Origin of the sequence: Frigoribacterium sp. PhB160 (genome assembly GCF_003751785.1) — a bacterium.
GTDB lineage: Bacteria > Actinomycetota > Actinomycetes > Actinomycetales > Microbacteriaceae > Frigoribacterium.
This window is the reverse complement of record NZ_RKIE01000003.1, coordinates 25,173-39,738: the sequence shown is the minus strand read 5'-3', so window position 1 is coordinate 39,738 and position 14,566 is coordinate 25,173. Positions and strand designations below refer to the sequence as shown.

Here is a 14,566-nt window from a genome sequence, read left to right as displayed (position 1 = left end):
GGCGCCCCGGGCCGGTGTGCTCGCAGGCCTCCTGCCCTACGCTGGACCACCGTGACCGACGCACGCATGCAGCTCATCGACTTCATCGGCTCCGAGGCCGTCTTCCACGGCGACTTCACGCTCACGAGCGGCAAGAAGGCGACCTACTACATCGACCTCCGCAAGGTCAGCCTCGACCACCGCGTCGCGCCCCTCATCGGCCGCGTCATGGTCGACCTCATCGCCGAGGTCCCCGACGTCTCCGCCGTGGGCGGCCTCACCATGGGCGCCGACCCCATCGCGGCGGCCGTGCTGCACCAGGGCGTCGCCCTCGGCAAGGACTACGACGCCTTCGTCGTCCGCAAGGAGCCCAAGGACCACGGCCGCGGCAAGCAGGTCGAGGGCCCCGACCTCGCGGGCAAGCGCGTGATCGTCCTCGAGGACACCTCCACCACGGGCGGCTCCCCCCTCACCGCCGCGAAGGCCCTCGAGGCGGTCGGCGCGATCGTCGTCGGCGTCGCCGTCGTCGTCGACCGCAGCACGGGCGCCCGCGAGGTGATCGAGGAGGCCGGCTACCCCTACTTCGCCGCGATCGGGCTGGCCGACCTGGGGCTGGAGCCGTGACCGACGACGAACGCAGGCCCGACGACCGACAGCCCGAGGGCGCGGAGCCCGACGGGGCTGCTGCTGACGGTGCTGCTCCCGACGACGCGAGCGACTGGCTCGCCGCGCAGTTCGGCGAGGACGACGACGACGCCCAGGCCGCTGCCGCCGACGCGACCGATCGCGAGCCGTCGCAGGCGGTCGACACGGAGCCCGCGCTCCGGCCCGACGCCGAGCCCGCGCCCGGGCCCGACGCGGCGACGCGAGCTCTGCCGACACAGCCTGCCGCGGGTCCGTCCGCCGACGACGACCTGCCCCCGATCGTCCCCGCGTTCGTCGTGCCCGCCGCGCCCACCGGTGAGACCGACGTGCCCCGGAGCTCGGGCCACCCGATGGCGCTCGACCTCTCCCAGCTGAAGGGCTCCGTCGAGGCCCCCGAGCCCCCGGCCGCGACCGACGAGACCGTCCCCCCCGTCGAGCCGGCGACGGCGGCACCCGCGACCGCACCCGCCGACGCGCCTGCCGACGACGACGGCGCCGACTCCGGCCCGGCCGCGCCCCCCGTCTTCTCGCCGCCCGCCGACGAGCCCGCTCGACCGGCCGGCGAGCCGGGTCCCTTCACCGCCCTCATCGCGAGCGCCCCGGTCGCCCCGGCCCCGTCCGTCTTCGAGTGGGACGCCCTGCCCGCGCGTGACGCGCAGCCCGAGCCCGTGACGCCGTCGGCGACGGAGCCCGAGCCGGTCGAGGCCCTCGTCGACGACGACGGACACGAGGAGGCGCGCCCCGAGCCGGACGCCCCGACCCGCGCCGTCGAGGCGGTCGCGCCCGCCGCCGCGGTGCCCGAGACGGCACCGGACGAGGAACCGACGTCGGAGCCCGAGCCCGAGCCCGAGCCCGAGCTCGAACCGGCATCCGAGCCCGAGCCCGAGGTCGAACCGGCATCCGAGCCTGAGCCGGGACCTGGCGCCGCCGAGGCGCCGAGGCTGGCGTCCGAGCCCGTCGAGACGGACCCCGCACCCCCGTCGACCCCGGCAGCAGGCTCCGCTGCCGCCGCCGGTCAGGGAGACCCGTGGTGGGTCGAGGAACACCACGAGATGACGCGTCGTGAGCGGCGTCTCGCCGAGGCCGCCGCGGCCGCGGCCGCAGCTGCTGCCGCGTCCGCGAGCGCTGCCTCGCCGACGTCACCGCCCGCCGCCCGGCCCGCGAGCGAGCCGACCTTCACCGAGCTGCTCGGCATCTCCGTGCCGGACCGTGAGCAGGGCGACGACGAGTCCCCGGCCGACGTCCCCGGCGACGGGGCGGCCGACGCGGGTCGTCACGACCCCGTCGAGGAGTCGTCGGCGGGCTCGTGGTCGCTCAGCAGCCTCGACGACGAGCCCCACGCCAGCGCCATCGCCGCCGAGGGGGAGGCCGACGACTCGACCGACCTGAGCGACACGCCCCTCGACGACGTGCCCGACGACGACGTCTCCGACGAGCACCTGGCGCGTGCCGAGGCCGCGCCTCGGCCGGAGGCGCCTGCACCGACGAGTGCCTTCCCGCCGCCGTACCGCCCCGCACCGGCCGCGGTCACGCCGGCCTCTCCCCTCGCGACAGCCCCTGCCGCCCTGGGCGCGGAGCGTCCGCGGACCACGCCGTCGGCGCCGGGCGAGCTGCCCGGGCTCTCCGTCGCGAGGCCGGAGGTCGGGCCCACCCTGACCACCACGTTCCCGGTCGTCGCGGCGGGCGAGCCCTACGGGGGCGCGCCCGGCGGAGGCCGGCCCGAGGGCATCGCCGGGTGGTCGCGCAACCGCAAGCTGTTGCTGGGGGCTGCCGCCGTGCTCGTCGTCGTGCTCGCGCTGCTGGCGCTGTTCTTCCTCAGCCGGTCGCTCTTCGCGGGCGCGCCCGAGCCGACGACCGAGCCCGCCGCGGCCACGACGCAGACCGTCGTCGCCGCGCCGGCGGAGGCGGCGGCCGACGTCGCGACCGGTCCGCTCTCCCCGGGGGTGCACGCGTGGAGCGACCTCCAGGGCGGCGAGTGCTTCGCGACCTTCGAGAACGCGTGGCAGCAGGAGTACGACGTGGTCGACTGCGGTGCCCCGCACGCCGCGCAGCTCGCCTCGACCGGCACCCTGCCGGGCGATGCGGCCGCGGCCTTCCCCGGGGCCGACACGCTCCAGAACCAGATGACGGTGCTCTGCACCTCGGCCACCGCCCTCGACCTCGGCGCGGCGGCCTCCTACGCCGACCTGCAGTTCAGCGCGAGCTACCCGACGACGTCCGACGAGTGGGCGGCGGGTGCTCGGACGTACTCGTGCTTCGTGGACAGGTCGGGCGGCGAGGCGCTGGCGACCAGCCTGGCTCCGACGGCGGGCTGACGGGGTCGACCCGCGCCTCCTGGCCGGGTCAGGCCTCGGCGGGGACGACGTCGCTCTCGACCGGCTCGGCGCGGACGAGCTCGTGGACGCCGCTCAGCACCTCGTTGGGGCGGAACGGGTAGCGGTCGATCTCGGCCTGGTCGCTGATGCCCGTCATGACGAGGATCGTGTGCAGGCCCGCCTCGATGCCGGCCATGATGTCGGTGTCCATCCGGTCGCCGATCATGGCCGTGTTCTCGCTGTGGGCGCCGATGCGGTTCATCGCCGACCGGAACATCATCGGGTTCGGCTTGCCCACGACGTAGGGCGTCTTGCCCGTCGCGGTCTGGATCATGGCGGCGATCGCGCCGGTCGCCGGCAGCACGCCCTCGGCGCTCGGACCGGTCGCGTCGGGGTTGGTCACGATGAAGCGGGCCCCGGCGCGGATGAGCCGCACTGCCTTGGTGATCGAGTCGAACGAGTAGTTGCGGGTCTCGCCGACGACCACGTAGTCGGGGTTCGTCTCGGTCATGATGAAGCCGGCCTCGTGCATGGCCGTGGTCATGCCGGCCTCGCCGATCACGAAGGCGGAGCCCCCGGGCATCTGCGAGCGGCAGAAGTCGGCGGTGGCGAGCGCGGAGGTCCAGATGCGTTCCTCCGGCACGTCGAGCCCGGAGGCGCGCAGCCGGGCCGCGAGGTCGCGCGGGGTGAAGATCGAGTTGTTCGTCAGCACGAGGTAGGGCGTGCCCTCGTCCTGCCACTGCTGGATGAGGGCGGCGGCGCCGGGCAGGGCCTGGTTCTCGTGGACGAGCACGCCGTCCATGTCGGTCAGCCAGCACTCCACGTCGCTTCGATCAGCCATGGGCACACCTTAGCGACGGCGGCTGTCGTCGCGACGCCCGCCGCCCGGCCGGGGTCGGGCCGGCCTGCATCCCCCGTGCGGCATGAGCGATGCCTGCCCGGGTCCGGGGGTCGCCCCGTCCGCCGTACCCTGGTGCGGTGGACGGAGAGCGCACGGAGCCCGAGGTCGAGCCCGAGGTCGAGCACGGGGTCGGGCCGTGGCCCGGCGGCCCCGCCGCGTGGCCGGACGACCCCCGGTACGACCCCGAGCTGCTGCGCGACGGCGACCGCCGCAACGTGGTCGACCGCTACCGCTGGTGGACCATGGAGGCGATCGTCGCCGACCTCGACCAGCACCGGCACCCCTTCCACGTGGCCGTCGAGAACTGGCAGCACGACATGAACATCGGCTCGATCGTCCGCAGCGCCAACGCGTTCGCGGCCGACACCGTCCACATCGTCGGCCGCCGGCGGTGGAACAAGCGGGGCGCGATGGTGACCGACCGGTACCAGCACGTGATGAACCACCCCGACGTCGAGACGTTCGTGGCGTGGGCGCGCGAGCAGCGCCTCCCCGTCCTGGGCGTCGACAACGTCGAGGGCTCGGTGCCGGTCGAGACCTTCGACCTGCCCGAGCGCTGCGTGCTGCTCTTCGGCCAGGAGGGGCCCGGCCTCAGCCCCGAGGCGGTCGAGGCGTCGGAGGCGCTGCTCGCGATCTCGCAGTTCGGCTCGACGCGGAGCATCAACGCCAGCGCCGCCGCGGCCGTCGTCATGCACGCCTGGGTGCGGCAGCACCGGTTCTGAGCGAGCACGGAACGGGCGGATCCGTCGGGGGCGCCCGCTAGCGTGGTCGGCATGACCTCCACGAACCTCCTCGGCGTGCCCGAGACCCTGCTGCCCGCCGAGCCCGACGTGCTCGCCGACCTCGAGACGCTCGACCTCGTCGAGGTCGTCACGGCGCACCCGACGTCGTCCCTCGCCTGGGCCCTGCTCAGCGACGAGGCCGCGGCCCGGGGGGCCGAGCTCGAGGCGTACGCCTACGCCCGGGTCGGGTACCACCGCGGCCTCGACGCGCTGCGCAAGGCCGGCTGGCGCGGCCAGGGCCCGGTGCCGTGGTCGCACGAGGCCAACCGGGGCGTGCTGCGGGCGCTCTTCGCGCTCCGCCGCGGGGCCGCCGCGATCGGCGAGGCCGACGAGGTCGAGCGCCTGACGACCTTCCTCGCCGACGCCGACCCGGCCGCCGCGCCCGCCATCGAGGCCGAGCGCGCCTGACCCGGCCGGCCCGGCCGCTCCCGAGCCCCGGGGAGGCGCGGGGCGGCCCCGGGCGACGGTCCGTCGCCGCGACGCCGCCCGGCCTCAGCCGATCAGCGAGGGCCGCAGGTCGCGGAGGGTGCGCCGTCGCGTCATGCGGGCCGTGGACAGCAGCGAGACGAGCAGGGCCCCGAGCATCCACAGCGCCAGCACCCCGGCGTCGGTCCAGGCCGCCGCGGTGCTGCCGCCGTACATGAGCTGGCGCAGACCGTCGGTCGCGTAGCTCATCGGCAGCACGAAGTGGAGCGCCGCCAGCGGCCCGGGCAGGGTCTGCCACGGGAAGGTGCCGCCCGCCGTCACGAGCTGGACCACCATGAGCACCAGCCCGAGGAACTGCCCGACGCTGCCCAGCAGCACGTTGAGCATCATGATGATCGCCGCGAAGGTGACCGACGCGAGCGCCATGAGCCCGACCATGCCCCAGGGGTGCGCGACGTCGAAGCCCAGCGCGCCGCGCACCACCGCGAAGAGCGCGACCATCTGCACGACGCCGAGCAGCGCGGGGGCGAGCCAGCCCGCCGTGACGATCCGCACGGGGGCCTTGACGGCGGTGACGGCCCGCTTCGAGAGGGGCTTGACGATGAGGAACAGGGCGTAGATGCCGATCCACGCCGCGAGGCTGATGAAGAACGGCGCGAGGCCGGCGCCGTAGGTGCCCGCGCTGGTGAGCGCCTGGTCGGAGACGGCGACGGGGTCGCTGATCGCCGAGGCCTGGTCCCCCCGGCTCTGCTCCGTGCTCGCGGGGATCTCGCCGAGGCCGCTCTGGAGGCCGTCGCGGAGGCGCACGGTCCCGTCCCGCAGCTGGACGACGCCGTCGCGGAGGGTCGTCGACCCCTCGTCCAGCGCGGCCAGCCCGCTCGCGAGCGAGGCCGCGCCCGTGTCGAGGTCGTCGAGGCCCGTGGCCAGCGTCGAGGCGCCCGAGGCGGCGCTCGCCGCGCCCGTCTCGAGCTGCCCCGCGCCGTCGGCGGCGTCGGAGACGCCGGAGGCGAGGGCGGGTGCCGCGGCGCTCAGCTGCGCTGCTCCGGCCGAGACCTGCTCGGCCCCGTCGGCGAGCGTCCCGACCTGGCCGTTCAGCGCCTGCACCTGGTCGTTCGCCGCCGAGAGCCGGCCGTTGAGGCCGCTGATCTGGGCGGCGAGGGCCGTGGCCTGCGCGTCGGTCAGCTGCAGGGGGCTCGTGAGCAGCGCCTCCTTCACCTCGGCCTCGGTGGGGATCTGCGCGGCGTCGGCGGCGCTCTGCGCGGCGACCGGGCCGAGGGCGTCGGCCAGGGCGCGGTCGCCCTCGGCGACCTGCTGCGCGCCGGTCGCCAGCTGCCGGGTGCTCGCGGGCAGGCCGCTCGTCGCGGTCTCGAGCTGGTCGAGGCCGGAGGAGAGGGCGGTCGCTCCCGTGGCGAGCCGGGCGGTGCCGGCCGCGAGGGAGTCGGCGCCCGTCGCGGCGTCGGAGGCCCCGGTCGAGAGGCGGTCGGCCCCGGCAGAGGCGTCGGAGGCGCCCGCCACGAGCTGGTCGGCGCCGTCGGTCGCCGAGACGGTGCCGCTGACGAGCTGGTCGGCGCCGTCGACCGCGCTGCCGAGCGAGGTGCGGATGTCGGCGAGGCCGACGAGCAGCTGCTCCGCGGCCTCCTTGCCGACCTTCTCGGTGACCGACGCGCGGATCGTCTTGCCGGCCTGCCCGGCGATGGTCGTCGACAGGTAGCTGTTGGCGTCGTTGGTCGCGAGCGTGATCTGCGCGCGCGTGGGGTCGTCGCTCGAGGCGCTGACGAGGTCGGCGCTGAAGTCGCTCGGGATCGAGAAGGTGAAGTCGTAGGTGCCGTCGCGGAGGCCTGCCGCCGCCTGGGCCGCCGACACCGCGTGCCAGTCGAAGTCGCCGCCGTCGACGACTTCGTCGGTGACCTGCTCGCCGTAGTTCGTGGCCTTCCCGTCGACGACGGTGCCGAGGTCGGCGTCGACGATCGCCGCGGGGACCTGGTCGAGCTTCGCGTACGGGTCCTGGTTGGCCCAGAGGTAGAGGCCGCCGTAGAGCAGGGGCACGGTCATCAGCGCGACGAGGGCGAGCCGGGCGAGGCCGGTCGACGTGAGGCGCTGCAGCTCGGAGCGGACGAGGGCGATGATCTTCACGAGGGGTCGCTCCTGGGGGCGGTGTCGGGGTCGGTGTCGGAGGGGGCGATCACGGTCATCGCCGCGAGGCTCGTCACGGTCAGCACGGTGTAGCCGCGCTCGGCGAGGTCGCGCACGACCGCGAGCCAGCCGTGCACGTCGCCGCCGTGGCGCTCGGGCGTCGTGAGGACGAGGCCCGCGACGCCGGGCCGCAGCACGGCCAGCTCGGTCAGCAGCCGGACGCGGAGCTCGGACGGCAGCGCGCTCAGGCGCGTGCCCCGGTGGTCGGCCAGCCCGATCTCGTCGAGCAGCAGCGCGGCGCTCGCGCGGTCGGAGCGCAGTCCGGCCAGGGCCAGCTCCTCCCGCGCGACCTGCGCCACGGTGAGGGTCGCGAACGGCTCGGCCACCGAGGGCGTGTCGACGAGGGCGAAGGAGGCGCGGATCGCGTCCGTCGCCTCCCTCCCGTCGAGCGTCACCCGGCCCCGGTCGGGCAGCATCCGGCCGCCGGCGACGAGCGAGGCCAGCGTGGGCGCGTCGACCGTCTCGACGCCGACGAAGCCGGGGGCGCCCCGGTCGGCGACGGCGCTGATCTCGGGCAGCGGGGCCCCCGGTCCGTCGCCCACGGCGACCTGGTCGAGCTCGAGTCTCATGCGTTCTGCTCCGAGGGCGTGGTCGGGGTGGCGGACGGGGGAGGGGAAGCGGGCGCGGCGAGGGTCGCGGGCGCGGCCGGGTCGAGCGGGCGGGCGAGCTCGGGCGTCGAGGCGATCAGCTCGGCGGCCTCGCGCCAGCCGAGCCCGACGACGGCCAGGACGGTCAGCATCACCAGACGGTGTCCCTCGGCCCGGTCGAGGCCGTGGGTCGCGGCCTCGTCGAGAACCGACAGGGCGGCGCCCTCGACGAGGCGGGCGAGGGTGTCGAGCGCGACGTCGTCGCGCATCCGGCCCTCGGCGACGCCTCGTCGGACGGTCTCGCGGAGGAAGGCCCGCAGCGGGGCGAGCGCCGTCGCGACGTCGTGCATCATCGGCCCGCGGACGGTCAGCTGGGCCATCACGCGCACGTGGGCGACCTCGGCCCAGAGCCGGGCGCCGAGGGTGGCGAGCTGCACGACCGGGTCGTCGGTCGGCTCCGGCAGCGCGGCCGCGCCGACGCGGGCGGCCCCGCGCAGGGTCACCTCGCGCACGAGGTCGTCGCGGGTCGCGAAGTGCCCGTAGACGCTGCGGCGCGAGAGGCCCGCCTCGGCCGCGATCGCCTCGAGCGGCACGGCGGGGTCGCGGTTCAGCAGCCGCACCGCCGCGGCCATGAGCGCCTCGCGGTTCGCCGCGGCGTCGCGGCGCGGCGCACGGGCGGGCGTCGGGGGAGGGGTCGGGTGGGTCGTCGGCACCCGCTCACTCTACGATCTTGCACAGCCGTGTGCAAGATCACGGTCCGCCACGGCCCGGGTCGGGCGGACGCCCATCGACATGCCCCCAGTTCGCGGGACGGGTGCGGGCTCGGTCGGCGTGCACCGCGCCTCCCCGCGGGGTCGGCGCCAGGCCTCTGACCAGGCATTCCTCGAGGTCGTGTCCACACTTCTGCGGACGTGGGTCCATGCATGCGCATTGTCCCCATTGCGCAAGGGGGGGCGCGCGGGAGGGACCGCGCGGCGAGACTCGGCAGTGCCCCAGGACGGGGACCCCGACACACGCTCGGTCAGCAGGACGCAGGACGCACATGCACGACGACACCATCACCGGCCACCCGGCCCTCCCCGAGCCCGTGCCGGGCGTCGAGGTGGCGCTGACGCCCGCGCCGCGGCGCCGCCGCGTGCGCTCGGTCGTCGTCGGCGGCCTCCTCGCCGCGGCCCGGCCCCTGCTCGGCATCCACTTCGAAATCTATCGTCGCGAGATGTCGACGTCGATCTTCCCGCGCGACGAGCGCACCTCCCGGGTCGAGGGCCCGCGACCCGAGAGCCTCGCCTTCGTCGGCAGCGTCGCGGTCGCCGGCCTCGGCGTGCTGAGCCACGGCATGACGACGTCGAGCCAGACCGCCCAGCGCGTCGCCGCGAACCGCCGCCGGGGCATGGGCTGGACCGAGGTCTCGTCGCCGGTGCTCACCGCCGAGACGGCCTCGACCCTCCCGGCGCTCGCCGCGCCCGGCACCGACGTGGCCGTCCTGCTGCTCGGCATCGCCGACGTGCTCACGGTCACCAGCCCGGCGTCGTGGGAGCGCAGCCTCCGCAAGCTGATCGAGCGTGCCCGCCGCGAGGCCGGACGCGACTGCGCCGTCGTCGTGGCCGAGCTGCCGCCGATGGCCGACTTCCGGCCCATCCCGCCGCTGGCCCGCCGCCTCATCACCGCCCAGATCGCCCGCCTCGACGCCGTCACCCGCCGGCTCGCCCGTGAGATCGACGGCGTGACGGCCGTGCCGTTCCCCGCCTGGGACCTCGACGGCCTCTTCGTGCAGGACCTCTTCTCGTGGGCCTCGATGCACCGCACCTGGGCCGAGGCGCTGGCGCCCCACGTCTCGTTCGCCCTGGACTCGGTGGAGGCGCGGCGCGCGTCGTCCTCCCCGCTCGCGGAGGACGTCGACCTCCTCGCCTCGTCCGGCGACGAGCCCGTCGCGGCCTGAGCCGCCGGGCCGCACCGCTCGGTAGGGTCGGCGGATGGACTTCGCCGAGGCCGTCCGGCAGCTCTACGGCACGCCGCCCCCGCGGTTCGTCGCGGCCCGCACCGACCTCGCCCGTCACGCCGCCGACGACGGCGACCGCGACCTCGCCGCCCGGGTGAGGGCCCTCCGGAGGCCCTCCGCCGCGGCGTGGGCGGTGAACCTGCTCGCGGCCGAGGGCGGCCTCGACGAGCTCGCCGAGCTGGGCGACCGCTTCCGGACGGCCCAGCGTCACGGCGACCGTGACGAGGTGGGGCGCCTGTCCGCCGAGCGGAAGGCGGCGCTCGCCGACCTGACGAGCCGTGCCCGCGGACTCGCGTCCGACGCGGGCGCCCCGCTCGCCGCCTCCGCCGTCACCGGCGTCGACGGGACCCTCCGTGCTGTCGTGGCCGACGAGGGAGCCGCCGGCGCGGCCCGCAGCGGGGCCCTCGTCCGGGCGCTCGTCGCCGACGGCGTCGACGAGGCCGACCTCGACGACGCGGTCGCGGGGGAGGCCCCGAGTCGTCCGCGCCCCCGGCCGGCGCGACGCGCGTCGCCGGACGACGACCGGGCCGCCCGTCGCCGCTCGGCCGAGCAGGCCGCCGACGAGGCCGAGCGCGCCGCCGAGCAGGCCGAGTCCGAGCGGGACGACGTGGAGGCGCGCTGGGCCGAGCTCGCCCGCTCGCGAGACGAGGTGGCCGACGGCCTCCGGCGCCTGCGGGACGAGTTCGCGGCGGTCGAGGCGCGGCAGCGGGACCTGGACGACCGGGAGAAGTTCCTCCGACGCGAACGGCGCCGCGCCGGGGCGGACGCGACGTCCGCCCGGCGCGACGCCGACCGTGCTCGTGGTGCGGTGGAGGACTAGCGAGCGCCCATCAGGTGCTCGATCGCGAGCTGCTGCAGGCGGACGAAGCCGTAGCCGTGGCCGCCGAAGTGGGCGGCGGCGTCGAAGTCCTCGTAGGAGGCGCGGTCGGCCAGCAGCTGCTCGTAGCCCTCGCCGTCGCCGAGGGTGGGCGTGGAGAGCTCGGCGACCTGGGAGGCGAGCAGCGCCTCCTGCACCTCGGGGTCGGCGCGGAAGGCCTGCGCGCGCTCCTTCAGCAGCAGGTACATGCGCATGTTGGCGGCCGCCGACTCCCAGACGCCGTCGATCGACTCGGTGCGCGAGGGCTTGTAGTCGAAGTGGCGGGGGCCGTCGTAGCTGGGGCCGCCGGCGGGCGAGCCGTGCTCGAGCAGGTCGACGAGCGAGAACGCGTTCTGCAGGTCGCCGTGACCGAAGACGAGGTCTTGGTCGTACTTGATGCCGCGCTGGCCGTTGAGGTCGATGTGGAAGAGCTTGCCCTGGTACAGCGCCTGGGCGATGCCGGCCGTGAAGTTCAGGCCGGCCATCTGCTCGTGGCCGACCTCGGGGTTGACGCCGAACAGGTCGGGGCGCTCGAGCGTGTCGATGAAGGCGATCGCGTGGCCGAGCGTCGGCAGCAGGATGTCGCCGCGGGGCTCGTTGGGCTTCGGCTCGATGGCGAAGCGGAGGTCGTAGCCCTTGTCGACGACGTACTGGGCCAGCATGTCGACGCCCTCCTTGTAGCGGGAGAGCGCAGCCTGCACGTCCTTCGCGCTGTCGTACTCGGCGCCCTCGCGGCCGCCCCACATGACGAAGGTCTGGGCGCCGAGCTCGGCGGCCAGGTCGATGTTGCGCAGCACCTTGCGGAGCGCGAAGCGGCGCACGCCTCGGTCGTTCGACGTGAAGCCGCCGTCCTTGAAGACGGGCGCGCTGAAGAGGTTCGTGGTGACCATCGGCACGACGATGCCGGTGGCGTCGAGGGCGCCCTTGAGGCGGTCGATCTGCGTCTGGCGCTCGGCGTCGGTCGAGCCGAACGCGAAGAGGTCGTCGTCGTGGAAGGTGAGGCCGTAGGCGCCCAGCCGGTCGAGGTTCTCGACGGCCTCGACGACGTCGAGGTCGGGGCGCGTGGGCCCGCCGAACGGGTCGGCCCCGGTGTAGCCGATGGTCCAGAGGCCGAACGAGAACTTGTCGTCGCGCGTGGGAGCGGGCGTGGAGGCGGTGGTGTCGGACATCGATGTCCCTTCCAGGGGGTCGTCCCCGGCGTGCGGGGTGGCGGGGTGGCGCTCGACGGGGGCGCCAGGGGCCCCGCCGCAATTGTGGTGCTGCTCAACATATCCGGTCCGACCGGTGGACGGAAGCCCTCCCGGGCATTTGTCGTCGGAGGCAACGAAAGGGGTTGCGCGGCGGCTCACTGCTGACGTAGTGTCTCGCATCGCAGCCCGTCGAAGCGCTTCCGCCACGACGAGGCCGACTCCGGAGCACCGAGACAGCGAGGTCATCATGGCGACGATCCACGACGTGGCAGAGGCCGCCGGCGTGTCGATCTCCACGGTCTCGTACGCCCTCTCGGGCAAGCGCTCGATCGCCGCGACGACGCGTCAGCGCGTCACCGACGCCGTCGACCGACTCGGCTACCGACCGCACGCCGGGGCCCGCATGCTGGCCGGGGCGCGGACCAACATCCTCGCGCTCAGCGCGCCGATCCGGCCCGACAACCACCAGCCGACGCAGATGCGCTTCGTCACGGCCGTCGTCGAGGCGGCCCGCCGTCGCGACTACGACGTGCTGCTGCTCGCGACCGACGACGAGGTGTCGGGCATCCGGCGCGTCGCGTCGAGCTCGCTGGTCGACGGCGTCGTGGCGATCGGGGTCGCGACCGTCGACGAGCGCGTCGACCTGGTCCGCGAGCTCGACCTCCCAGTCGGCTTCATCGGCATCCCCCAGGGCGCGGAGGGCCTGGCCTGCGTCGACCTCGACTTCGAGGCCGCCGCCGCCCAGAGCGTCGACCGGCTCGCCGACGCCGGGCACGCCGTGGTCGGCGTCGTCGGCCACCCCGCCTCCTACCACGAGCGCGACACCGGCTTCATCCGCCGGTTCGACGACTCGTTCGCGGCCAGGGCCGCGGCGCGGGGCGTCGAGACCGTGACCATCCCGACCGACCTGAGCCGCGCCTCCGGCGGGCGGGCCTTCGACGAGCTGCGCTCGCGCCTGCCGGGCATGACGGCACTCGTCCTGCACTGCAGCGAGCCGACGGCCGAGGCGGTGCTGCAGCGCGTCCGGCAGCTCGGGCTCGAGGTGCCCCGCGACCTGTCCGTGCTCGCCGCCTGCGCGAGCTACCCCGCCGACGAGCTCGACCCCGCCCTCGACATGATCCCCCTGCCGATCGACGAGATGTGCCGCCGTGCGGTCGAGGCCGCCTTCGACCGCATCGACGGGCGCGTCGAGGCCGGCGTCGAGCTCATCGCCCCCACCTACCTGGCGCAGGGGTCGGTCACCGGCCCGCCCAGCGCCTCCCGACGTCCCTGACCGCACCACCTGACGCACCACCCACCACGGCACCACCACCCCGCACCACCGACACCGAAGTCATCGCCCCGCGACGATCGTCGAAACGCTTCGACGATGCGAGGGGCCTCTACGAGGAGGTAGAACCATGAAGAAACGACGCGTGCTCGCCATCGGCACGGCCCTCGCGGCCACCGCCGGGCTGCTGACCGGCTGCTCCGCCGGGTCGGGATCGTCCGACCCCGACGTCCTCAAGCTCTGGCACTTCGAGAGCGAGACCAGCGCCATGGGCATCGCCTGGACCCAGGCGATCGAGACCTTCGAGGAGGAGACCGGCGCGACGGTCGAGTTCGAGGAGAAGAGCTTCGAGCAGATCCGCTCGACGGCCAGCCAAGTGCTCAACTCGGACGAGGCGCCCGACATCCTCGAGTACAACAAGGGCAACGCCACGGCCGGGCTGCTCGCCAGCCAGGGCCTCCTGACCGACATGACCGACGCCGTCGAGGAGCACGGCTGGGACGACGACCTCGCTCCCTCGATCGCCACGACCTCGCGCTACGACGAGCGCGGCATCATGGGCTCGGGCGCCTGGTACGGCATCCCCAACTACGGCGAGTACGTCGAGGTCTTCTACGACAAGGAGGCGTTCGCCGAGCAGGGCGTCGAGGTCCCCACCACCTACGACGAGTTCGAGGCCGCGCTGCAGACCTTCGCCGACGCGGGCATCACGCCGCTGGCCGAGGCCGGGGCCGAGTACCCCCTCGGCCAGCTCTTCTACCAGCTGGCCCTCTCGCAGGCCGACCGGTCGTTCGTCGACGACTACCAGCTCTACGAGGGCGACGTCGACTGGCAGGGCCCCGAGCTGACCTACGCCGCGGAGAAGCTCCAGGAGTACGTCGACAACGGCTGGATCTCGAAGGACGTCACCGGCATCAAGGCCGAGGACATGGGCACCACCTTCATGAGCGGCGGCGCCCCGATGATGGTCTCCGGCAGCTGGTGGGCCGGGCGCCTCGCCGACGAGGCGACCTTCGACTACGGCTCGTTCCTCTTCCCGGGCAGCGACATGGCCCCCGGCTCGGGCGGCAACCTCTGGGTCGTCCCCGAGAACGCCGCCAACAAGGACCTCGCGTACGAGTTCATCGACATCACGATGCGCCCGGAGATCCAGAACCTCATCGGCAACAACGGCGGCGTCCCCGTGAAGGCCGACCCGGCCGACATCACCGACCCCAAGAGCCAGGAGCTCATCGCCAACTTCAACACGCTGCTCGAGCGCGACGGCCTGGCGTTCTACCCCGACTGGCCCACGCCGACCTTCTACGACCAGATCGTGGCGGCCACGCAGGAGCTGGTCAACGGCTCGACCACGCCCGACGACATGCTGTCGACGCTGGGCGAGCAGTACCAGAGCGGCGTCGACGACATCACGGGCGAGTAG

13 protein-coding genes are annotated in these 14,566 nt (G+C 74.6%); 8 read left to right on the top strand and 5 right to left on the bottom strand.

The features are described 5' to 3' along the window. The first annotated feature begins 51 nt into the window (after nt 1–51). Entirely contained in the window at nt 52–603 is a 552-nt protein-coding gene (gene pyrE / locus EDF38_RS13170) for an orotate phosphoribosyltransferase (protein WP_199734746.1), read from the top strand. Further along, nucleotides 600–2,939: a septum formation family protein gene (locus EDF38_RS13165; RefSeq protein ID WP_123356155.1), complete on the top strand. Its 2,340-nt coding sequence runs from the start codon at nt 600–602 to the stop codon at nt 2,937–2,939. Before pyrE ends, EDF38_RS13165 begins: the two co-directional genes overlap by 4 nt. A gap of 28 nt (nt 2,940–2,967) precedes the next feature. On the opposite strand, the gene EDF38_RS13160 is transcribed toward EDF38_RS13165, so the two are convergent. Next, a complete protein-coding gene (locus EDF38_RS13160) occupies nt 2,968–3,780 on the bottom strand; it encodes an HAD-IIA family hydrolase (RefSeq protein ID WP_123356153.1) in 813 nt (270 codons plus the stop codon). An 89-nt stretch (nt 3,781–3,869) separates the two neighbouring features. Between EDF38_RS13160 and EDF38_RS13155 the strand changes: the two genes are divergently transcribed. Together EDF38_RS13155 and EDF38_RS13150 are read left to right on the top strand one after the other, a co-directional pair. Beyond that, nucleotides 3,870–4,562 (top strand): TrmH family RNA methyltransferase, encoded by a 693-nt coding sequence (locus EDF38_RS13155; RefSeq protein WP_123356151.1) that lies wholly within the window; start codon nt 3,870–3,872, stop codon nt 4,560–4,562. 51 nt (nt 4,563–4,613) lie between these two features. Further along, complete coding sequence (locus EDF38_RS13150; protein WP_123356993.1) at nt 4,614–5,030, top strand: DUF3151 domain-containing protein; 417 nt, start codon at nt 4,614–4,616, stop codon at nt 5,028–5,030. Between the two features lie 84 nt (nt 5,031–5,114). Here the strand turns inward: EDF38_RS13150 and EDF38_RS13145 are convergent, their stop codons facing one another. From EDF38_RS13145 to EDF38_RS13135, 3 genes are read right to left on the bottom strand one after another with little or no spacing between them, the layout of a single operon-like run. Further along, on the bottom strand, nt 5,115–7,181 hold the full coding sequence (locus tag EDF38_RS13145) for a YhgE/Pip family protein (protein ID WP_123356149.1): 2,067 nt from the start codon (nt 7,179–7,181) through the stop codon (nt 5,115–5,117). After that, nucleotides 7,178–7,810 (bottom strand): hypothetical protein, encoded by a 633-nt coding sequence (locus tag EDF38_RS13140; protein ID WP_123356147.1) that lies wholly within the window; start codon nt 7,808–7,810, stop codon nt 7,178–7,180. The genes EDF38_RS13145 and EDF38_RS13140 overlap by 4 nt, the downstream gene beginning before the upstream one ends. Continuing rightward, a complete protein-coding gene (locus EDF38_RS13135) occupies nt 7,807–8,541 on the bottom strand; it encodes a TetR/AcrR family transcriptional regulator (RefSeq protein WP_233572459.1) in 735 nt (244 codons plus the stop codon). Before EDF38_RS13135 ends, EDF38_RS13140 begins: the two co-directional genes overlap by 4 nt. A 329-nt stretch (nt 8,542–8,870) precedes the next feature. Here EDF38_RS13135 and EDF38_RS13130 point away from each other — a divergent pair, with 329 nt between their 5' ends. Both EDF38_RS13130 and EDF38_RS13125 read left to right on the top strand, forming a co-directional pair. Then, a complete protein-coding gene (locus EDF38_RS13130) occupies nt 8,871–9,767 on the top strand; it encodes a GDSL-type esterase/lipase family protein (protein ID WP_158613378.1) in 897 nt (298 codons plus the stop codon). A 34-nt stretch (nt 9,768–9,801) separates the two neighbouring features. After that, nucleotides 9,802–10,647: a transposase gene (locus EDF38_RS13125; RefSeq protein WP_123356143.1), complete on the top strand. Its 846-nt coding sequence runs from the start codon at nt 9,802–9,804 to the stop codon at nt 10,645–10,647. Here EDF38_RS13125 and xylA read toward each other — a convergent pair. Next, a complete protein-coding gene (xylA, locus tag EDF38_RS13120) occupies nt 10,644–11,852 on the bottom strand; it encodes a xylose isomerase (protein WP_123356141.1) in 1,209 nt (402 codons plus the stop codon). The genes EDF38_RS13125 and xylA overlap by 4 nt on opposite strands. A gap of 268 nt (nt 11,853–12,120) precedes the next feature. Here xylA and EDF38_RS15740 point away from each other — a divergent pair, with 268 nt between their 5' ends. Together EDF38_RS15740 and EDF38_RS13105 are read left to right on the top strand one after the other, a co-directional pair. Then, complete coding sequence (locus tag EDF38_RS15740; protein WP_158613377.1) at nt 12,121–13,146, top strand: LacI family DNA-binding transcriptional regulator; 1,026 nt, start codon at nt 12,121–12,123, stop codon at nt 13,144–13,146. A 127-nt stretch (nt 13,147–13,273) separates the two neighbouring features. After that, entirely contained in the window at nt 13,274–14,566 is a 1,293-nt protein-coding gene (locus tag EDF38_RS13105) for an ABC transporter substrate-binding protein (protein ID WP_123356139.1), read from the top strand.